Here is an 18736-nt window from a genome sequence, read left to right as displayed (position 1 = left end):
CAAGCTGCAGGCGTCCGGTAATGTAAAACATATTAAGCTTCATATTTATTCGGTAAAGGAGTTCATGACAATGACGCACACAAGTTCGGCATGGAAACGCGCGGCTGCCGCCATGGCGTTCCTATTGATCGGCACGGCATTCGTTTCGGGCTGCGCCATGACATCTGCCAAAGAAGCGCAGCTTCCGCAGGTGAAAACAGCGCCGGTTGCCAAGCAGATGATGGAAGGAACGATCGAGCAAGACGCGGATGTCGTTTCCTCCTCCCAGGTCAATGTTACGGTGAAAGTCGGCGGTGATGTTCAGCAGCTGCTGAAAAAACGGGGCGACGCCGTTCAGCAGGGGGAAGTCATCCTGAAGCTCGACGCGGCGGATATGCTGAGATCGAAGCGGAAAACGGAGCTGTCGCGCGATAATTTGCAATCGCAGCTCGATAAGACGAAGGAAGATGTGACTACCAGCAAAGCGGTGCTGCGCAATACGATCACAAAATTGGAGCTGCAAATCGCCGATTTGGAAAAATCGTACAGCACCGTACGCAACGACTACGATCGGGGAGCCGTTACAAAAACGCAGCTTGATAAAGCGGAGACACAGCTGAAAACGGCGCGGCTCGATCTCGATACGGCGCAAAAGCAGCTGGCCAATCTCGAAGCCACGGATCCGCTGGCCACGCTGCGGATACAATTGGAATCGACGGCGGTAGGGGTCGAAGATATCGAAAAAACGATATCCGATCTCGACGTCAAAGCGCCGATCAGCGGCATTTTGACAGAGCTCAATCCGGAGGTCGGCGTGTCGGTTCCCGCAGGCTATGTGGCAGCGGTCATCCAGCAGCTTGATCCGGTGAAAATTCACGCCGATTTGACGGAAGCCGGAATAAAGCTTGTAAAAGGAAAGACCGAGGTCGGCTTTACGATTCCCGGCAGCCCGGATAAAAGAAAGGGCACCGTCACCTATTTGGCGGATGTGATGAGCCCGCAGAGCAAAACATTCGTGCTCGAGCTTACAGCTCCCAATGAAGGCTTCAAGCTGAAGCCCGGTACCCGCGTGAAGCTGCTGCTCGGCGAGGGCGGCAAGCAGGATGCGTTGGCCGTACCGACCTCCGCCATCGTCCAGGAAGGCGACGATATGTACGCTTTCGTGCTGTCCGGCGATCAAGTGGAGAAGCGCAAGGTGACGCTTGGCCGTGCGGTGAACGGCTATCGCGAGGTCATAGGAGGCTTGAAGGAAGGCGAACAGCTGGTATCCACAGGTGTGCAAGGCCTGCACGATAAAGAGAAGGTACAGATCATTAATTAACGAGGACTGCCGTCATCGTCCTCTCATGATTATCGCGAGCCGGTTTTGGCGCCAGGCCAATAGAACGGTTTTGCCTGCCGGGCAATGCCGTTCTATTTTTTTAAAGATTGAAGCCGTACCGTTTTCCATTTATACTAGAAAGTAACTATTCTATTTATATCGTTTTAAATGTAACTAGAGAAGATAGGGGGAACTTTCATTGCTGCCTACAGAATCGAACGGAAACGAACAAGAACACGGTAAAACGATGACTCGCAGACAGCTGCTGGCGTCTTTGGGAGCGGCCGGCGTGCTGCTGGCGACCGGAACCGGATTTCCGGGGGAGGCGCAAGCCGCCGCCGTTTTGACTCCTACTCTCGACAAGGGAGTATTTTATAATGTCAAAGATTTTGGCGCGCAAGGCGAAGGCCGCTTCAGCCAGGACGATACGCCCTATATTCAGGCGGCGATTAACGCCGCCTCGTCCGCCGTCGGGGGGACTGTCTACATACCGCCGGGAGATTATGTGCTAAGGTCCAGCCTGCAGCTGCGTTCGAAGGTGCATTTGCTCGGCGCCGGTCCCGGCGTGACCGTCCTGCGGTCGGGAGATACGGCCGTTCAATTAATTCGCTGCCTGTCGAATGTTTCGCTCAGCTCCGTGGAGGGCATCACCTTTGAGGGCACCGGCGTCGGCACGGGCTCGACGGCGAATCCGATGGTCGAATGCGGCGTCTACATTTTTGAATCCGAGCAGATTCGGATCAGCCGCTGCACGTTTAACCGACTGACGACCGGCGTTCAACTTATAAGATCCCAGCATATTGCTCTGAACAATTGCACATTTTCCTTTATGATCGGCTCGGACAGCCCGTACGAAGGTTTCGGGGTTGTTATCGAGGGCGGAAGCAATCATACGGTCCAATCGAACCGGTTCAAAAACGTGTTCAAGAACGGAATCATGATCAGTGCCGGAAGCAGCTATTCCTTGATTGCCGACAACATTTTCGAAGCCTGCAAGGATGCCGCGATTGTGCTGACGTCCAAGCTTACTGCCTGCTCTTATCATGTCATCCGGGGCAATCTCATTTCAGCCGCCAAAATAGGCGAAGAGGAAACCAGCTGCACGTACGGAGTCCGATTAAAGGATTATTGCAGCTTCAATACGATTTCGAACAATGCGATCTCCAGTCCGGCATTTGCGGGCATCCAATTGGAAGCGTCGGACAATGCGGGAGACGACCGGCCTTACGGCAATACGATTACCGGCAATATGGTAAACAAATCGGTCAAGGGTATCGTTGTTCTTAACGGCAGCGCTAACTCGGTGAAAAGCAACGAGGTGCGCCGGGTGGAAACGGGAATTGTTTTGGATACGATAGGCGAGAGCGCCGGTTCCATCGCAAAACAAAACGTCATAACCGCCAACAGCCTGTATCAATGCTCCGTATCGGCCGTGAAGATTGGCTCCGCACGCTGTCAAGGCAACCAGGTGTTCGGCAACGGTGGCTTTGACAATACGGCCGGACTGACGGATTCGGGAACGGACACTGTTACAGCCGGATTTTAATGAAATGCCATCATTCATACGCAAGCGACCGGCCGCCCTAGGTACTAGGGCGGTTTTATTTGTTTTATTTTAATGCAGCCGGTCACAAATCGTCCTCTTTTTATGTGATTCCAATCACAAGGTTGTTGGGCGGTTTGATCTATACTGGGTCAAGATTGAACCAAGTACAAGAATCTACAGAAAAGAGGGTATGGAATATGTTAAATCAAGCGACGATTCAAACAATCAAATCTACTGTTCCGGTTCTGGAGGTGCATGGGACAGCCATTACAAAAAGATTTTACAAGCTGTTGTTTGCCGCGCATCCGGAGCTGCTCCATCTGTTTAACCATGCCAACCAAAAGCAGGGCCGCCAGCAAACGGCGTTGGCCAATGCCGTATATGCGGCAGCCGTTCATATTGACCATCTGGAAGCGATCCTGCCCGCTGTCCGGCAGATCGGACATAAGCACCGCAGTCTTGGCGTGAAACCGGAGCATTACCCGATTGTCGGCAGCTCGCTGCTGGCGGCGATCAAGGATGTACTGGGAGATGCTGCGACCGAAGAGATTTTGGCGGCATGGGGTGAAGCGTATCAGGTCATCGCCGATGCGTTTATCGGCGTAGAGCATGAGTTGTACGAGCAAGCCCATAACAGGGAAGGCGGATGGAGCGGGCTGCGGCGGTTTATTGTAAAGCGCAAGGAGGAGGAGAGCCGGGTTATTACATCGTTTTACCTGGTTCCCGAGGATGGCAACCCGATTGCAAGCTTTGAGCCCGGGCAATATGTTAGCGTCCATATACAAATACCGGGTAATGATTATACCCATATCCGACAGTACAGCTTGTCGGATGCGCCGGGCAAGCCGTATTACCGGATCTCTGTCAAGCGGGAGGATGCAGCGGAAGCGAAACCGGCGGGCATTGTGTCGTCATATCTACATCAATACGTTCAGGAGGGCGACCTGTTGTCCATCACTGCTCCGGCAGGCGGCTTTACACTGAAAGCAGATGGGAAGCCGATCGTACTGCTGAGCGGCGGCGTAGGACTCACTCCGATGATCAGCATGCTGAATCAGCTGATTGAAACCGGAGACGAGCGCAATGTTGCGTTTATTCACGCGGCGTTGAACGGGCAGACCCATGCTGTAAAGATGCACATGAACAAATCGACGGAAGCTCATCCGCGGCTGCGAACTTATATTTGTTACCAGATGCCGACGGAAGCGGATCGTGCCGAACACGGATATGACAAAGAAGGTTACGTCGATCTTCCTTGGTTAAAGGCTATTGCACCTGGTCCGGATGCAAGTTACTACTTGTGCGGTCCGATACCGTTTATGAAGTCGATGTACCGCATGCTGAAAGCATGGGATGTGCTGAACGAGGATATTCATTACGAATTTTTTGGTCCGGCGGGAAGCTTGGAAGCGGAATAACCGTTGACAGCCGTCCGCCGCTATTTATGGCGAAGCAGCCGGTTGATGGTTTCGCGCCGCAGGCCGAGCAGTTGGCCTATTTCTTCCTGCGTCAGTACTTCTCTTAGCGAAGCGGGAGAAATGAACGCCGCGAACCATTCTTCAAGCTTATGCAGTTTTTCCGCCGGCGTCATCAAAGTCAGGTGATCGATTCGCTGCTGCATCATCCGCAGCTTTGTTTGCAGCAGCAGAGCGATCTCCCGGTATTTTGTCGGGTGGCTTTCCAACTCCCGATACCATGAATCGGCAGGGATCATCTCCACTTCGCTGGTTACGAGGGCTACGGCAGTTCCGTGATATTCCTTGGGGCTGATCAACGAGTGGTGTGGAATCGTTTCGCCGGGAACGACGATATTGACCACAATAGGGCTGCCATCCTCATGCACGCGCACGATTTTGAAAAGTCCGCTCTGCACACGGTACAACGGGCCTGTTTCGCCTTGCCGGAACAAAATATCGCCTTTATGTAATATCATTTTGGAATCACCTCGAAGGGTATGATACCACGCCGGCAACTTTGCGTCCAACTCGTCTTATTGCCGGAAACAATCAGACTGCTATGAAGATTTTTTTGAAAATGCACACAATGGAACGGAATCGGGTTATAATGGAGGACAATTGTGTAGCTTTTCCTGATGGAGCGCGTCTTACATCATGGATTGGCTGAAACATACAAAAATTTGTCGGAGAAAGGGGCATGACTGTGCCGCGTTTGGAATATCGATTGTATGAAGAGGGCAGCGACTTTCCGCTGCTTTATTATTATGACCGGATGGAACGCGATGAAGCGGCACTCCGGTTTGCTTGCGATTATTTGGTAAAGGACAGCGCTGTCTACGAAAAAACGTCATGTGCTATCGAGGAGGAATGCTGCGTCATCTATGTTAAAAAAGCCGAAGACGAACGTGCAATGAGCTGGGACAGGCCTCAACACGAGCAGCCTCGGGGATTGCAAATGGAGCTTCGCGAATACCGCGAATTCGGTACGGATTACCGTTTGGTGCATACATACGGCTTCCATGACCATTTGGAGGCAATGCTCTATTTGCAAGCCAATTATGTATATGTGAACGACCGGGAATGGTACCGAACTTCCGTGGAAATCGATGAAGACCGTGAAACGTTCGTCTTTTACGCTGTGCCGTCCCAGGGGTAATATGCATGCGGCTATCCATAATCAGGTTATGATCCGGCATTCGAACAGCCGGGAAGGAGGCGCGCCGCAATTATGAGACGACATAATAAAACGGCATCAGCCGTGCCGTATGAAGCGAGACGAGAGGCGATCTACGCGCCTCTGCGCCAGGAAGGCGTGTTTACGTGGGACTGCATGTATGGCGAAGAGTATGCGCTGGCCGGCCTTTATCGAATCGATAGGCAGCTGCACAGCCGCATTCTGCAGGCCGCTGAGGCTTTGACCCGCATTTATGCCCGTACCGTACAGATAGCCCGGCAGGCGGACGATACATTGCTGGAGCAGCTCGGCTTGCCGCCGGCGTCGTTCGCAGCGGTCCGGCTTGGCTTCGAAGAGCTGCTGCCGACGGTTATCGGCCGTTTCGATTTTGCGGTAAACGGGGATAGCATCAAAATGCTGGAGTTCAACAGCGACACACCGACCGGCATTGTCGAAGCGTTCCATGTAAACGGCTGGGTTTGCAGCGCCTATGAGGCGGAAAACCCGAATGCGGACTGCGACGCGATGCTGCGGAAAGCATTCGGTAAGGCCGTTGACGTTTACCGGCAAGCGGGTTATCCGGCGGACCATATTTATTTCAGCGCGCTGGATTGGCATGAAGAGGATGCGGGCACGACGCGTTATTTGCTTGAGCAATCGGGCCTGCATGCGGATTTTGCGCCTTTGTCGCAGCTTCGCGTGTTGGACGAGCGGCTCTGGCTGAGCAGCGAGGACGGGCTGCTGCAGCCGGTCGATGTGCTGTACCGTTTGCATGCGCTGGAAAAGCTTGCCGAAGACCGGGACGAGGATGGTTACCCGACCGGCGAGCATGTGCTTCGGCTCATCGCCGAAGGGAAGCTGGCGGTCATTAATCCGCCGTCCGGCTTTTTGGCACAGACGAAAGCGCTGCAGGCATTGATCTGGAATTTGCATGAGGCGGGGCAATTTTATACGCCGGAGGAGCATGCCGCCATCGGGGCGTATATGCTGCCGACATATTTGGAAAATCGGTTTTCCGGCATCGCTGGCCGCACTGCCCACGTCGTAAAACCGATTTTCGGCCGGGAAGGAAGCGGCGTCTCGATTTACGGAGCGGACGGCTCGGCGCTTGAGCTGAGCGGCGAGGAGGAGTATAGCAGCCAGCCGATGGTGTATCAGCAGTATACCGAGTTGCCGCAGATCGAGATCGAAACGTTGAAAGGCATGGCAAGCGGCCGCCTGCTCTGGGGCTGTTTTATGATCGGAGGCAGCGCATCCGCGGTCATACCGAGGGTTGGCGGCCATATTACAAGCAATCTGTCGTATTATTTGCCGGTGGGCTTTTCATCGTGATGCGTCCGGCATACTGATATAGTGGGAGGAAATAAGGTGGCGCAAATGAGTTCGATTGTCAACTTTTTAATTTATTTGGTTGTAACCGTGCCGCTGCTTGGCGTTGGCATCGTGTTTTTTATTTTTACAACGCCGTACAGCGAATTTCAACTGATCCGGGAAGGGGGCCAGGTGGATGATCCGGTCAAAACGGGGGCAGCCCGCGCGGCGGCTTTTGACCTGGGCGGTAAAATGCTCGGGCAGACGCTGGTGCTTGCTTCGGCCGTCTACCACTCCGTCGGATTGCTCGATTTGATCGTGTGGGGACTGGTAGGCATTGCGTTTCAAATTATTGTGTTTTACTTGTTCGAGCTGCTGACTCCGTTCAAGGTTGTTAAGGAAATTCCGAATGGCAACGTGGCGGTAGGCCAATTTTCGTTCATATTAAGTTTGGTGACCGGCATCCTCATGGCCTCATTGATCAGTTATTGAAGCGAAGCCGGGATGCGAAAAAGCGCTCCCCATTAAATGTGAGACACATTGAAGGAGAGGCAGCGTACATGGAATTGGAAACGATGTATACGGAATACAAGCCGCTGCTCATTTCGATCGCCTACCGTATGCTCGGCTCGCTGTCCGATGCGGAGGACATGGTGCAGGATGTGTTCGTATCCATGCAGCGGGTTCAAACGGAGACGGTCGATAATGTAAAGGCGTACCTGGTCAAAATGACGACGAACCGATGCTTGAACGAGCTGAGCTCGTCGCATAAGCGGAGGGAAGTTTATACCGGGCCTTGGCTGCCTGAACCGGATATCCGGGAAAACGGGGACAATCCGGAGGAGCGGATCGTGCTTGAGGAATCGGTATCCTATGCGCTGCTAGTGTTGATGCAGCAGTTCGCTCCTCTCGAGCGCGCCGTCTTTTTGCTGAAAGAGGTTCTCGGCTACAGTTATAAGGAAATTGCCGCTACCGTCGATAAGTCGGAGGCGAACTGCCGTAAAATTTACAGCCGGGTGCTGCCCAAAATTAATCCGCAAACGCCTCCTCCCGCAGAGCCGGGAAATAAAGAGACAGTGGTCCGAAGCTTTATGCAGGCATCGAGAACGGGCGACTTCGCTCCGTTTATTCAACTGCTGACGGATGAGGCCGTATTGACCAGCGACGGGGGAGGCAAACGAAGAGCCGCGATCTTTCCGATATTCGGCCGGGAACGAATTCGGGCTTTTTTGGAGGGGCTGCATAAAAAGGCGGCGATGGAGGACGAGCTGCGTCCGGTTGACATCAATGGCGAGCCGGGACTGCTGCTGTATCGCGACGGCCATCTGCATAAAGCGGTGTGCTTCGGGAACGATCCTCGCCAGCCGGGTATACAAGCTGTATATTTTATTTTGAATCCGGATAAACTAACGCGCGCTCCGCAAGCCTGATCCCTCGTTCCGGCTTTCCGAAACTTTTTAATTTCATTTGTCACAAAATCGGTCCGTTACCGGTCTTATTGTTGTAAGTCGAAAATAAGCCGCAAACGGAGGAAACTACGATGAAAGAACGAATGAATTACCGCTCGGCCAACCCGGAAGCTTTGCAGGCGATGCTCAAGCTGGAAGCTTATATGAAAAGCAGCGGAATTGACGCTACTTTATACGAGCTGATCAAGATCAGAGCTTCGCAGCTGAACGGCTGCGCATTTTGCCTTGATATGCATACGAAAGACCTGCGGGCGATGGGCGAGTCGGAGCAGCGCATTTATTTGCTGAGCGCATGGCGGGAAGCTCCGTTTTATACCGAGGCCGAGCGCGCCGCGTTGGAACTGACGGAAGCCGTAACCCGCATAGCCGATGCAGGATTGCCGCAGGACGTATATGACAAGGTGCTTCTCCATTTCAACGAATCCCAATTCGTAACATTGATTATGGCGATTAATACGATTAACTGCTGGAACCGGATAGCTATTTCTACCGGTGTGGTACCCGGCTCGTACGAGCCTGCAAAACGTTAAATCAAACCGCTCGTTCCCGTTCGCTTGCCGGACGGGATTTTTTCTTATTTTGACGCAAGCAGCCTGCAACCTTTTCCAATTGTTCAACGTTATATTCCATGATTGACAAAATCATCCTTGGGGAGAGGTCGTCTTATGGTGATAAGAAAAATAGGGATTGCCGGAATCGCCGGCGTGATGCTGTTAGGCTCCGCGCTGCCGGTATCCGCAATGAAACCGGAAATCATGGATGCCGCGGCTGTCACGTCTGTACAACCTGCCATTGATCCGGCTCAGGCTATTGGCGGGGAAGAAGCGCCCGTCGATACGAAAATTAACCGGGAACGGGCGATTGAGTTAGCCAAGCAGTATGTTCACGTTCCGGACGATTATGTGCTGCAGGGCGTCGGGTATCAATCGTCCGTCATCGGCTACGGCTACGGCAGCGGGCGCGGCGTATGGAGCATGTCGTTCAACAAGCAGGATCAGAAGCGGTATTACGGCAGCATCCACGTATCCGTAGATGCCGATACGGGGAAATTGCAGTCCTTTTACATCAACGAGAACAATCCGGACAAGAAACCGGTCTATCCGCCCAAAACCGATCAGGAGCAAGCTAAACGAATTGCACTCGATTTTATCGCAAAGATGAATCCGGATATTAAGAATGAACTGGCTTACTACGATACCGCGCAATGGTCCCGCAAGCCGCTTACCGGCTCGGTGCAGTACCCGCTGCAATATGTACGGGTTGTGAACGGAGTGCCGTTTCCGGCCAACGCCTTGTCCGTGACCGTCGATGAGGACGGACGTATTATATCCTACAATATGCAGTGGGATCCGAACCTGACCTTCGAAAAAGCGTCGAATCCGATCAATGCGGAGCAAGCCAAGGAGCAGTTTCTGAAGCTGGCCGAGCCCCGTCTGCAGTATGTGATTCCTTATTCGGTAACCGGAAAGACGGATTTGCTCGTCTCGTACCAGATGGAGACGTTTATGGTCGATGCCGTAAGCGGCGAGGCGCTGCTTTTTAACGGGGAGCCGAGAAGCTCGCGCTCTCCTAACGTACCGGCTAGCGACAAACCGCTCGCGGAGAAGCCGAAGGAGCCGCTTAAGCTCACGAAGGAGCAGGCCGCGGAAAAGGCGGTTAAGCTGCTCGCTCTTCCGGCGGATGCCAAGCTGGCGAATGCGTCCTATCAGGAAAATCACGATCCGCGGACCGGCCAAACGTCGATTCAGTGGGATCTCAGCTGGTCTGCAAGCGGCGACAAGGATGGTCCGATGATTCATGCTGCTGTCGACGCCAATACGGGTGCCGTGCTGCGCTACTCCAAATACGATTATCGGCCGGCTCAGGCCGGAGCGGGTCAAACCGATGACAGCGGCAAGCTCGGTTACGATCAATTGAAGGAAAAGGCGATCGCCGCGGTGCAGAAGCTGCTGCCGATGTATGCGCATGAGCTGTATCTTGAGCAAATGGCCGACATACCGGCCGTCAAAATGCAAATGATGCCGACGCATCCGTTCAACTTCCGGCGTATTGTCAACGGCATCCAAACCGATTACGAATCCGTATCGATCAACCTGGATCGCAAAACCGGCGATATACAAGACTATTACAGCAATCTTACTTCCTATCCTTACCCGTCGGAGAAGCCGCAGGTCATTTCCGAGGATAAAGCGAAGCAGGCTCTGCTGTCCCAGTTCGATATCGAGCAGCAGTACGTGCTTATTTCGAAAAACGGGGCGGGAGCAATCCCTTACGGCATCCCGATTGAAAAATATAATGTCATGGTTGCGGCCGGCGAAATCAAGCCCGGTCAAGATGCGCCTAAACCTGAAACGAAGCTGGTCTATAACTTGAAGCCGAAATCCCAGTTTCAAAATCCCGTCTTTTTAGACGCCGTATCGGCGGAATGGAAGAGCAGAGATACCGGCGAGATTGTCAAGGAGTATATCGCGCCTACCGATATTGAAGGCCATTGGGCCGAGCAGGCATTAAAGCTGATGGTGGATTATCAGGCGCTCGACGTCGTCGACGGCAAAACGCAGCCGGACGGCTTAATTACACGGGGAGAAATGGTCAAAATGCTGATCGCTTCCGTCAATGGCGGCTATTCCCCGATGTCGGCGGGCGCATATGCCGAACGCGCGGCAAGCTTCAGCGACGTTGCGAAAGATTCCAAATATTTTGCCTACGTCGAGAATGCGCTCGATCTTAACTTGATTGAACGCTCTTCCGACAGCTTCAAACCGGATGCAACGCTAAGCAAGTCGGAGCTGGCCGATCTGATCGTCAGGGCGCTTGGTTACCGGAAGCTGGTACAGGTTGACGGCCTCTTTGCGGCGAACGCTACCGATTTGGGAGATGAGTCCACCAAAGGCTCGATCGCCCTGGTCAATGCTTTGTCTATTATGCCGCTCGAAGGCGGTAAATTCAATCCGAAGGAGCAGGTGACACGCGCTCAAGCGGCAACGGCCTTTTACAAGTTTTTGCAGGTACGATCGGAGCTTCAGGATACGCCGATGCGTTATTAAACATCATAGCTTCGCATAATTAAAGGGTTGGTCCCCAGAAGAGGCCAACCCTTTTTTCTTCGTTGAATCGAAAGTAGATATGGACGGCGGATCCGTTTATCCTAGGTTGTAAACGGCAGCTTTCCCGGCAGTTAACGGGTAGCCTCGGAAAATCAGGACATACGGTTGAGGCCGGAGCCGCCGCTGAGCTGCTGCTCCGCAATTTGCACGAGCCGCCGAACCATATGGCCGCCAATGGCGCCGGTATCGCGGGTTGCCATATAACCGTAGTAGCCGTCCTGCGGAATTTGTATGCCCAGTTCCTGCGCAACCTCGTATTTCAGCCGCTCCATTGCAGAAGCTGCCTGTTGAACCATTAATTGATTGCTGCTGGATCTGGATTGTTGATTTGCCATCTTAAGTACCTCCTGGTTATATTTGAAAGTAGTCATAGCATCCCCATGTTTTCCCTAATTATTCATGAAGAAGTCCATGTTACAATGAAGGGGGTGATGCATATGTTTATTGCTCCGATGCTGCTGGATTCCAAAGACGAGCCATTTTCAGACCCGGCTTTTGTTTTCGAACCTAAACTTGACGGGCACCGGATTATACTGTCGGTTATCGCGAAAGAAACGCGGCTGTTTACGCACGGCCGGCAAGATTGTACGAAACAGTATCCCGAGCTGTTACAGGTGCCGCTTCAAGACGATGTCGTGCTGGATGGCGAAGTCTGCTGTATGAACCCCGATACAGGCAGCATGGATTATGAACTGGTGATGGAACGTCTCCGCTTGACTCAGAAAACGAAAATCCGCTCCTATGCCAGCCAAAGGCCGGTGCATGTTGCGGTATGGGATATTTTATATTATAAGGGCAGAGATTTGCGAAATTTGCCGCTGGTGAAACGGCGTTCCATATTGGAGTCGCTGCTGGTTCCTAACGATCGGTTTCGTCTTGTGCCGCAAGTCGAGAACAATGGCGAAGAGCTGTTTCGTACAGCCGTAGAGCAATCGCTGGAAGGAATTGTGGCGAAGCGCAAAGACAGTCTGTATGTTTCCCGCAGCTCGCATGACTGGATCAGCGTTTTGAACCGCCGGTATACGGAGGTTGAGCTCGCCGGCTACTGCAAGCATGAATTCGGATGGCTGTTGCAAACGAAGGTTGACGGCGTTATGCGGCCTGCCGGAATGCTGAAGCAGCAAGTAAGTCCGAAGCAGGAGCGAATCCTGTTATCCAAAAGCAAAAAAAAGATTTGGTTCGAGAGCGACCGCTTTGTATACTTAAAGCCCGGAATTAAAGCGAACGTAATGTACCGCGGGTTTACCCGTCACGGGATGCTGAGAGAACCGGCATTGGTTAATATTATGTAATGCAATCATCCCATTTCCATATGACAAATCGCGAGCTTCCCGGCTGCCGTCAGCGCGTCGGGAAGTTTTTTAGCTTTTATGCGAGTTTGAAAGCTTGCGCTGCTGGCAGTTTATAGATGTATACGGGGCTTCTTGTTAAGTGAAAAATAGTATCAGCTTCAAAACGGACAGGCCAGCGAGCTTCAAACGGCGGGTTGCCAATTAAAAGGATATATGCTACTTTAAAATAAGTTTATTACGATTAGGAAGGCGGTATTTATAATGAGTACTACGACAACAGTTGTAAGCGAAATTTCGCGGGAGGTTCAGGGAAACCGCGGTTCCGAATATCCGGTCAGTCCGCTTTTTTTGAATCGTTGGTCGCCGCGCGCTTATTCCAACCGCAAAGTGAGCGATCAGGATGTATACTCCGTTCTTGAAGCGGCGCATTGGGCTCCATCGTCGTTTAACGACCAGCCTTGGCGGTTTTTTGTTGCCAGAACGGAGGAGCAGCTCAGCGTGTTCCATCAGTTTATAAGCGAATTCAATTTGAGCTGGGCGTCATCGGCGCCTGTTCTTGTACTTGTCGCTTCCGACAAACTGAGACCGAACGGCGATCCGAACGGGGCTCATTCCTTTGATGCCGGCACTGCCTGGGGAATGCTAGCATTGCAGGCAACCTTGCTTGGCCTGGTGACGCACGCAATGGGCGGATTCGACCGGGAAAAAGCGCGCCAGCTGTTAAATGTGCCGGAGCAGTTTGAACTGCATGCCGTTATCGCTCTCGGTTATATGGGGGAAAAGTCACTGCTGCCGGAAGGATTGAGGGAACGCGAGGTGCCGAATGGCCGGCGTCCGTTGTCGGAAGTGATTTTTGAAGGGAAAGTAAAATAAAAAGCTGCGAACCTTTAAGGCTGCCGGAACAATCCGGCAGTTTTTTCTTTCCGGAATGGAAAGTTAGGCATCAAAGGTTAGGACGGAACGGCCTAATATGGTAAAATGAGAAGCGGTCTAACTACATAAATGAGGTGTACAGATTGCGGTTTTTATCTAAATTTATTAAGCTGACCCCTTCGCGCGTTTTGGCAGGCGGTTTCGCGCTCATTATCGGGATCGGCACCCTGTTATTGATGCTTCCGATTTCCGTGCAGGCCGGGATACGGCTGTCGTTTATCGACGCTCTGTTTACGGCGACATCGGCAACCTGCGTTACCGGATTAACCGTTGTCAATACGGGAATGCATTTTTCCATTTTCGGGCAAATCATTTTACTTGTGCTGGTACAAGCCGGCGGAGTCGGATTTATGACCGTCGCCACCTGGTTTGCTCTGGCTTTGAAAAAACAGGTTTCGTTGAGCGACAGGCTTATTCTTTCGGAAACGTTAAACCAGACCACGATGGAAGGAATTGTACGGCTGATCAGGAAGGTGCTTCTTTATTCGATCACGATCGAAGGAGTGGCAACCATCCTGTATACGATCCGTTGGGCGCAGGAAATGCCCTTGGGCCGCGCGCTTTATTTTGCCGTATTTCATTCGGTTTCCATATTTAACAATGCAGGCTTTGAGCTGGTAGGCGGTTTCTCGCCCTTTGTGGGCGATACGTTTATCAATCTGGTATCGATGCTGCTTATTTTGCTAGGCGGAATCGGCTTTATCGTCATTTCGGATTTGCTCGATTATCCCAAGACGAAAAGACTGTCTATCCACACCAAAGTGGTGCTGGCGACGACAGCCATCCTGACGCTGATCAGCGCGGTTTGTATATTTGTTTTTGAATATACGAATATGCGTACGCTGGGCGGGGAGCACTGGACGACTCAAATATTGGCATCCTTGTTCCAGGCGATCACCTTGCGCTCCGCAGGAATCAACACCGTCGATATCGGCAGTTTGCGCGAAGCGACCCAGTTTCTTATGATTATTATGATGTTTATCGGCGCAGCGCCCGGCTCGACTGGAGGCGGAATCAAGCTGACGACCTTTGCGGTACTGGTCGGGGCGCTCTTTTCGATGATCCGCGGCAAGGAGCAGGTCGTCATGTTTCGCCATCGTCTGCCGGAAAAGGACATTTATAAGGCTGTGACGTTGACGGTTATTTCCGTTTTTATCGTTGTCGGCTTTACGATGCTGTTATCCGTCATTCAAAGGCAGGACTTGCTCATGATCTTGTTTGAAATAGCCTCCGCATTCGGAACGGTCGGGTTAAGCATGGGTTTGACCGAGGATTTAACGTTTTCTGGAAAAATCATCATCATCATTCTTATGTTTGTCGGCCGGATCGGCTTATTGACACTGGCGTTCGCCGTTCAGCCGAAGCAGAAAAAAGAGCTGTTCCGCTATCCGGAAGGAAAAATTATTATCGGTTAAGTTTGGTAAATGCGTTCCGAATGAGGCCGGTTTTTCGCACGTTGGCGCTTTATTTTTACTCGGGACGGGAAGAGCTGTCCGTCATTGAAAATTTGGGCGTTATCGGCGTACCGCTTCCACCGCAAATCAAAAATTTTTGGAGCAGCTGAAGGAAAAAAGCGACGGCAAATGAAACGAGATACATTTTTTAAGGAGATGTAAACATATAGTTTCTTTTTCTCCCCGAATTCAAATATAATAATAGAAGAAACTATTATTTTGTTAAGGGGAATTTTCATTCATGTCATCGTTTGTAACCGTTATCGGTACCGTGTTTGTCGATTGCAAAGGCTTTTCTCACAATCAGTACGTGCCTGCCGGCAGAAATCTGGGCACGATCCAATTTGTTCACGGAGGCGTCGGCCGCAACGTAGCTGAAAATTTGGCCAATCTCGAGCTGAATACTTCGTTTGTGTCCACGGTGGACAATACCGGGCTCGGCGACGAAATTATTCAGCGGCTGGCCGCTTTGAAACTGCATACCGCTTATATCGGCAAGGCCGAGCAGGGGATGGGAATGTGGCTCGCGGTTTTGGATCAGGCCGGCAATCTGGCAGGCTCCATATCGCAAATGCCGCGGCTGACCGAGCTGGAGCGAATTATTCAGACTTCCGGCTCCCATATGGTCAGCCAATCGTCGCATATCGTGCTGGAGCTGGATCTGAACGAGCGCATTTCCAAAAGCATTGTCGAGCTGGCCGCCGAGCATAACAAGCCGGTGTACGGCATTCCGGGCAATCTGGACGTCATCCTGGGCAATCCGTCGCTGCTGCGCCAGCTTGAATGTTTCATCTGCAATGAGATCGAAGCCGGGCGCTTGCTGGGCAAGCCGTTTGCCGACTTGGGGCAGGATGCGATGCTGCAGCATTTAATCGCGTACGTCGATGCCAACGGACTGCGTTCGATGGTGATTACATTAGGCGAGAAGGGCTCGATTTATTATGACCGCAGAACGAAGGAATCCGGCTATCAACCGGTCATGCCTGTACAATTGGTTGATTCGAGCGGCGCGGGCGACGCTTATTTTTCCGGAACGGTTATGGGGCTTGTCAGGGGCTTGCCGCTGAAGGAAGCCGTTGTATGCGGCACCAAGGTTGCGGGCTGGACGATCGAATCGCAGCAAAGCAACTGTCCTGAGCTGAACCGCAAATTCAAGCAGGACGATTATTTTCAAACGCTGCTGGTTAAGCCATAATTCATCATTTTAGTACGGTAAGCAGCGAAAACACGCCTAAAAAAGCAGTCCAAGACGATTCTTGGGCTGCTTTGTTTTCCGTATTTATTTTAAAATGTATTCGGAAAGTATCTTTTGAATTTCGTAAATGTTCAGCTGTCTGTTGAACTGCTTTTGGACCGGAGTCGAGCTTCCTGAAGTCCATATCTTCAATTCCGCATCCAGATCGAAATGTCCCGCCGTTTCAATACTGAAATGAGAGATACTTTTGTAAGGGTAGGAGTGATATTCAATTTTCTTGCCTGTAATTCCTTGCTTATCCACCAAAATAAGTCGTTTGTTCGTAAAAATAAATAAATCGCGAATTAGCTTGTAGGCCCGTTCTATTCTTTCCGAATCTCCTAATAAGTTCGAAAATTCCGCTTGAACCTCTTCGATTTTTACCTCAGAGGCGTTGCCCATTATCGCATCAAAAAGTCCCATTGCCATCCCCCGTGATTTTTCCCCATCGGCTGGAGTATTTGCTTGCATGTTCCATTCGGCTTTATTCTACTACAGCAGCCCTGTTTTGGCGATAACTGCAATTCGTTTGAAGCATGAAAATCTTCTCTTGCATAATATGAGGTCGTTCGTATAAAATAGGAACATAAGTTCGTATTATTGTGGAGGCGGTTGCCAGTATGAATCGTAAAGCATTATATAAGGAGCCCGAAAAGAACAGCTCACGGGAATCACCCGTCATGATGCGGCCGGAGCGCAGCGATACCACAGACCCGGTAAAGCGGCAGACGAATAGAATGAAGCCGGTGCTGACGGAAGCGCAGCAGCAAGAGCTGTTCGGCAAATTAAAAGCATCCCGATCCAAGGCTCTGCCTGTCACTGTCACCTTGTTCAGGGAACACGAGGACCGGCAGGTTGCCGGAATCGTAACGGCTTTTGATCCGCGTTACAACCTGATCAAGGTGGAGAAAGGCGCTGCATGGGAAGTTTTTCAATTTGACGACGTGATTCGGGTAGAATAATTTAAAAGCGCATCATCATGTCTGATCAAGAAAGAATATTCCATCATAAGAAAAACTTCTACCGAAGTCTATTCATGGATGAGCGACCGCGATTTAGCGGAAGTTTCTCTTGTGATATAGAATTTGTTCAGCTTCGCTGAAAATTTTATAAATTCTATATCGTTCAGAAAATCTCTATGGAAAGAATATTTCTGGTCGAGAAGCTTCTGTCTGCTAACAACAGGCGGTGCGCCGATTGAAGTGGTGAGACGTTATATCGAAAGTCAAGGTGAGAAGATATGAACAAAGCATTCAAATATCGTATCTATCCCAGTACGGAACAGGAAATTCTCATTAATAAAACCTTTGGCTGTGTACGATTTGTCTATAATCAAATGCTTGTGAAAGTCATTAGTCGTCATGGATAGATGGTTTCCATCCAGTAAACTTTGTCGCTTTTGTCAAACAGTCCAAAGCGAACTGGCATTGTCAGCCAGGGTTTGGAACTGTTGTTGCGGTGCTGTGTTGGATCGAGATATCAATGCTGCGATCAATATCCAAAATGAAGGTTGCCGAATGCTTGGTATAGCTTAGTCAGTTATAGAGAACCGTTGGGCAACCGGGGATAGCTTGGTCATTATGCTGGCGTTAGCTGGTACGTCCCAAGAAGCCCCCACCTCTAAGCGTTAGCGTAGGTGGTGGGAGTATGTCACAGAAGGGTATAAGCTGGATAAAGAAGGTTCCTATGAAATTAGTATCATTGCAAAGCTTAATAGCGAATCATCAACCGTAAACAAACAAATTACATACCAAATCGGCGGCCCTTCTCTGAAAGTGGATAATACGCCGGAAGTTGTGGAATCGAACTCATTAACGATTTCCGGGAGTGCGACAGACGATAACGATTATAGGCCTGCTATATATATAAACTCGGAAAAGACATAGCCTCTAAGCACCTTAACCGGTGCTTTTTCTTTGTACATCTGCATTGAAAGGGGACTTAAAAGTGTACTACGACAAAGATGAATACTTCTCATCAATTGAAAACTTCAAAGATGAATTCTTCTCATTTGTTGGAAAAAACTTGGCGCTAATTGAATATTGGAGCAGTCATTTCAATGGTGAGGGTTACTCAGCTAGGAACTTTACTCTTGGTGACTATTCTGAAAATTTGCCTGGGTATAATGTTTCAAAATCTGAAGTTATTTCGAATTTAAGCAGGGGTCTGATTACCGGGATATTTGGGGATTTCGAATAAAGCTTAAAGCTATTATGCATAGTTGTCCAACGCGGCATTGGAACCGGTATTGGCCTCGACTTGATAAACACTAAAGGTGAATTCGTTAATGCAGTAACATATTTGGATAAATTACTAGCTCTAAAGTTGAAAGAATGTGATATGAAGTTATACGATAAGGTATTTAGTTGGAATAAGGTGAGAAATATGCTCGTCCATCAAGATAGTTCAACAGATAAAAATAGCGATTTTGAGCATATTCAAAATTCAGGGGTTTACTT

General features: G+C 50.7%; 20 protein-coding genes and 2 pseudogenes. 19 read left to right on the top strand and 3 right to left on the bottom strand.

Translation table 11 applies throughout. The features are described 5' to 3' along the window. Positions 1-70: 70 nt before the first annotated feature. The 3 genes from E1757_RS12445 to hmpA all read left to right on the top strand — a co-directional run bounded on the left by E1757_RS12445 (position 71) and on the right by hmpA (position 4264). Positions 71-1300, top strand: a complete 1230-nt coding sequence (locus tag E1757_RS12445; RefSeq protein ID WP_165972090.1) for an efflux RND transporter periplasmic adaptor subunit — start codon at positions 71-73, stop codon at positions 1298-1300. 199 nt (positions 1301-1499) lie between these two features. Then, the gene (locus E1757_RS12440; protein WP_133228259.1) at positions 1500-2846 is read left to right on the top strand and encodes a glycosyl hydrolase family 28-related protein; all 1347 of its coding nucleotides are present in this window, start codon (positions 1500-1502) and stop codon (positions 2844-2846) included. Positions 2847-3043: 197 nt separating this feature from the next. After that, positions 3044-4264: an NO-inducible flavohemoprotein gene (gene hmpA, locus E1757_RS12435; RefSeq protein ID WP_133228257.1), complete on the top strand. Its 1221-nt coding sequence runs from the start codon at positions 3044-3046 to the stop codon at positions 4262-4264. 20 nt (positions 4265-4284) lie between these two features. Here hmpA and E1757_RS12430 read toward each other — a convergent pair whose 3' ends face one another. After that, a complete protein-coding gene (locus E1757_RS12430; RefSeq protein ID WP_133228255.1) occupies positions 4285-4779 on the bottom strand; it encodes a Crp/Fnr family transcriptional regulator in 495 nt (164 codons plus the stop codon). A 227-nt stretch (positions 4780-5006) separates the two neighbouring features. On the opposite strand from E1757_RS12430, the gene E1757_RS12425 reads away from it, so the two are divergent. The 6 genes from E1757_RS12425 (at position 5007) to E1757_RS12400 (ending at position 11304) form a co-directional block, all read left to right on the top strand. Continuing rightward, positions 5007-5459: a hypothetical protein gene (locus E1757_RS12425; protein WP_133228458.1), complete on the top strand. Its 453-nt coding sequence runs from the start codon at positions 5007-5009 to the stop codon at positions 5457-5459. A 72-nt stretch (positions 5460-5531) separates the two neighbouring features. Continuing rightward, positions 5532-6809, top strand: coding sequence for a glutathionylspermidine synthase family protein (locus E1757_RS12420; RefSeq protein WP_133228253.1), 1278 nt, complete (start codon positions 5532-5534; stop codon positions 6807-6809). Positions 6810-6854: 45 nt separating this feature from the next. Then, positions 6855-7280 (top strand): DUF350 domain-containing protein, encoded by a 426-nt coding sequence (locus tag E1757_RS12415; protein WP_181956640.1) that lies wholly within the window; start codon positions 6855-6857, stop codon positions 7278-7280. Between the two features lie 68 nt (positions 7281-7348). Continuing rightward, positions 7349-8218 (top strand): RNA polymerase sigma-70 factor, encoded by an 870-nt coding sequence (locus E1757_RS12410; RefSeq protein WP_133228248.1) that lies wholly within the window; start codon positions 7349-7351, stop codon positions 8216-8218. 110 nt (positions 8219-8328) lie between these two features. Beyond that, the gene (locus E1757_RS12405; RefSeq protein WP_133228246.1) at positions 8329-8787 is read left to right on the top strand and encodes a carboxymuconolactone decarboxylase family protein; all 459 of its coding nucleotides are present in this window, start codon (positions 8329-8331) and stop codon (positions 8785-8787) included. 135 nt (positions 8788-8922) lie between these two features. After that, positions 8923-11304 (top strand): YcdB/YcdC domain-containing protein, encoded by a 2382-nt coding sequence (locus E1757_RS12400; protein ID WP_133228244.1) that lies wholly within the window; start codon positions 8923-8925, stop codon positions 11302-11304. Positions 11305-11456: 152 nt separating this feature from the next. Here the strand turns inward: E1757_RS12400 and E1757_RS12395 are convergent, their stop codons facing one another. Next, a complete protein-coding gene (locus E1757_RS12395) occupies positions 11457-11699 on the bottom strand; it encodes an alpha/beta-type small acid-soluble spore protein (protein ID WP_133228242.1) in 243 nt (80 codons plus the stop codon). Positions 11700-11801: 102 nt separating this feature from the next. On the opposite strand from E1757_RS12395, the gene E1757_RS12390 reads away from it, so the two are divergent. From E1757_RS12390 to E1757_RS12370, 5 genes are all read left to right on the top strand, one after another. Further along, a complete protein-coding gene (locus E1757_RS12390) occupies positions 11802-12656 on the top strand; it encodes an ATP-dependent DNA ligase (RefSeq protein WP_165972089.1) in 855 nt (284 codons plus the stop codon). 261 nt (positions 12657-12917) lie between these two features. Continuing rightward, complete coding sequence (locus E1757_RS12385) at positions 12918-13529, top strand: nitroreductase family protein (protein WP_133228237.1); 612 nt, start codon at positions 12918-12920, stop codon at positions 13527-13529. A 143-nt stretch (positions 13530-13672) separates the two neighbouring features. Then, complete coding sequence (locus tag E1757_RS12380) at positions 13673-15004, top strand: TrkH family potassium uptake protein (RefSeq protein ID WP_181956632.1); 1332 nt, start codon at positions 13673-13675, stop codon at positions 15002-15004. Positions 15005-15024: 20 nt separating this feature from the next. After that, the gene (locus E1757_RS12375; protein WP_133228235.1) at positions 15025-15153 is read left to right on the top strand and encodes a phage holin family protein; all 129 of its coding nucleotides are present in this window, start codon (positions 15025-15027) and stop codon (positions 15151-15153) included. 131 nt (positions 15154-15284) lie between these two features. Further along, entirely contained in the window at positions 15285-16238 is a 954-nt protein-coding gene (locus E1757_RS12370; RefSeq protein WP_133228232.1) for a PfkB family carbohydrate kinase, read from the top strand. A gap of 84 nt (positions 16239-16322) precedes the next feature. Here E1757_RS12370 and E1757_RS12365 read toward each other — a convergent pair whose 3' ends face one another. Further along, a complete protein-coding gene (locus E1757_RS12365; protein WP_133228453.1) occupies positions 16323-16700 on the bottom strand; it encodes a PH domain-containing protein in 378 nt (125 codons plus the stop codon). Between the two features lie 197 nt (positions 16701-16897). On the opposite strand from E1757_RS12365, the gene E1757_RS12360 reads away from it, so the two are divergent. From E1757_RS12360 to E1757_RS12340, 5 genes and pseudogenes are all read left to right on the top strand, one after another. Continuing rightward, on the top strand, positions 16898-17239 hold the full coding sequence (locus tag E1757_RS12360; RefSeq protein WP_133228230.1) for a YolD-like family protein: 342 nt from the start codon (positions 16898-16900) through the stop codon (positions 17237-17239). Between the two features lie 165 nt (positions 17240-17404). Continuing rightward, a pseudogene (locus E1757_RS12355) lies at positions 17405-17521 on the top strand (transposase); the annotation flags it as partial. Then, positions 17518-17625: pseudogene (locus tag E1757_RS12350) on the top strand (helix-turn-helix domain-containing protein); the annotation flags it as partial. The pseudogenes E1757_RS12355 and E1757_RS12350, both read left to right, overlap by 4 nt. A gap of 13 nt (positions 17626-17638) precedes the next feature. After that, on the top strand, positions 17639-17812 hold the full coding sequence (locus tag E1757_RS37185) for a zinc ribbon domain-containing protein (protein WP_133228228.1): 174 nt from the start codon (positions 17639-17641) through the stop codon (positions 17810-17812). A gap of 412 nt (positions 17813-18224) precedes the next feature. Further along, positions 18225-18476 carry a hypothetical protein gene (locus E1757_RS12340; RefSeq protein WP_133228226.1) on the top strand — a complete coding sequence of 84 codons (252 nt, stop codon included), beginning with the start codon at positions 18225-18227 and terminating at the stop codon, positions 18474-18476. The last annotated feature ends 260 nt before the right edge of the window (positions 18477-18736 follow it).

This window comes from Paenibacillus piri (assembly GCF_004354045.1).
Classification (GTDB): Bacteria; Bacillota; Bacilli; order Paenibacillales; family NBRC-103111; genus Paenibacillus_S; species Paenibacillus_S piri.
The sequence above is the reverse complement of the archived record's forward strand: the minus strand, read 5'-3'. Positions and strand labels throughout refer to the sequence as shown.

What these genes read in the sequence shown, in the direction of transcription:
- E1757_RS12415 (WP_181956640.1), top strand. Translation starts at nt 6,855, where the DNA reads ATGAGTTCGATTGTCAACTTTTTAATTTATTTGGTTGTAACCGTGCCG.
- E1757_RS12370 (WP_133228232.1), top strand. Translation starts at nt 15,285, where the DNA reads ATGTCATCGTTTGTAACCGTTATCGGTACCGTGTTTGTCGATTGCAAA.
- E1757_RS12430 (WP_133228255.1), bottom strand. Translation starts at nt 4,779, where the DNA reads ATGATATTACATAAAGGCGATATTTTGTTCCGGCAAGGCGAAACAGGC.
- E1757_RS12360 (WP_133228230.1), top strand. Translation starts at nt 16,898, where the DNA reads ATGAATCGTAAAGCATTATATAAGGAGCCCGAAAAGAACAGCTCACGG.
- E1757_RS12375 (WP_133228235.1), top strand. Translation starts at nt 15,025, where the DNA reads ATGAGGCCGGTTTTTCGCACGTTGGCGCTTTATTTTTACTCGGGACGG.
- hmpA (WP_133228257.1), top strand. Translation starts at nt 3,044, where the DNA reads ATGTTAAATCAAGCGACGATTCAAACAATCAAATCTACTGTTCCGGTT.
- E1757_RS12385 (WP_133228237.1), top strand. Translation starts at nt 12,918, where the DNA reads ATGAGTACTACGACAACAGTTGTAAGCGAAATTTCGCGGGAGGTTCAG.
- E1757_RS12405 (WP_133228246.1), top strand. Translation starts at nt 8,329, where the DNA reads ATGAAAGAACGAATGAATTACCGCTCGGCCAACCCGGAAGCTTTGCAG.
- E1757_RS37185 (WP_133228228.1), top strand. Translation starts at nt 17,639, where the DNA reads ATGGATAGATGGTTTCCATCCAGTAAACTTTGTCGCTTTTGTCAAACA.
- E1757_RS12390 (WP_165972089.1), top strand. Translation starts at nt 11,802, where the DNA reads ATGTTTATTGCTCCGATGCTGCTGGATTCCAAAGACGAGCCATTTTCA.
- E1757_RS12365 (WP_133228453.1), bottom strand. Translation starts at nt 16,700, where the DNA reads ATGGGACTTTTTGATGCGATAATGGGCAACGCCTCTGAGGTAAAAATC.
- E1757_RS12420 (WP_133228253.1), top strand. Translation starts at nt 5,532, where the DNA reads ATGAGACGACATAATAAAACGGCATCAGCCGTGCCGTATGAAGCGAGA.
- E1757_RS12395 (WP_133228242.1), bottom strand. Translation starts at nt 11,699, where the DNA reads ATGGCAAATCAACAATCCAGATCCAGCAGCAATCAATTAATGGTTCAA.
- E1757_RS12400 (WP_133228244.1), top strand. Translation starts at nt 8,923, where the DNA reads ATGGTGATAAGAAAAATAGGGATTGCCGGAATCGCCGGCGTGATGCTG.
- E1757_RS12410 (WP_133228248.1), top strand. Translation starts at nt 7,349, where the DNA reads ATGGAATTGGAAACGATGTATACGGAATACAAGCCGCTGCTCATTTCG.
- E1757_RS12445 (WP_165972090.1), top strand. Translation starts at nt 71, where the DNA reads ATGACGCACACAAGTTCGGCATGGAAACGCGCGGCTGCCGCCATGGCG.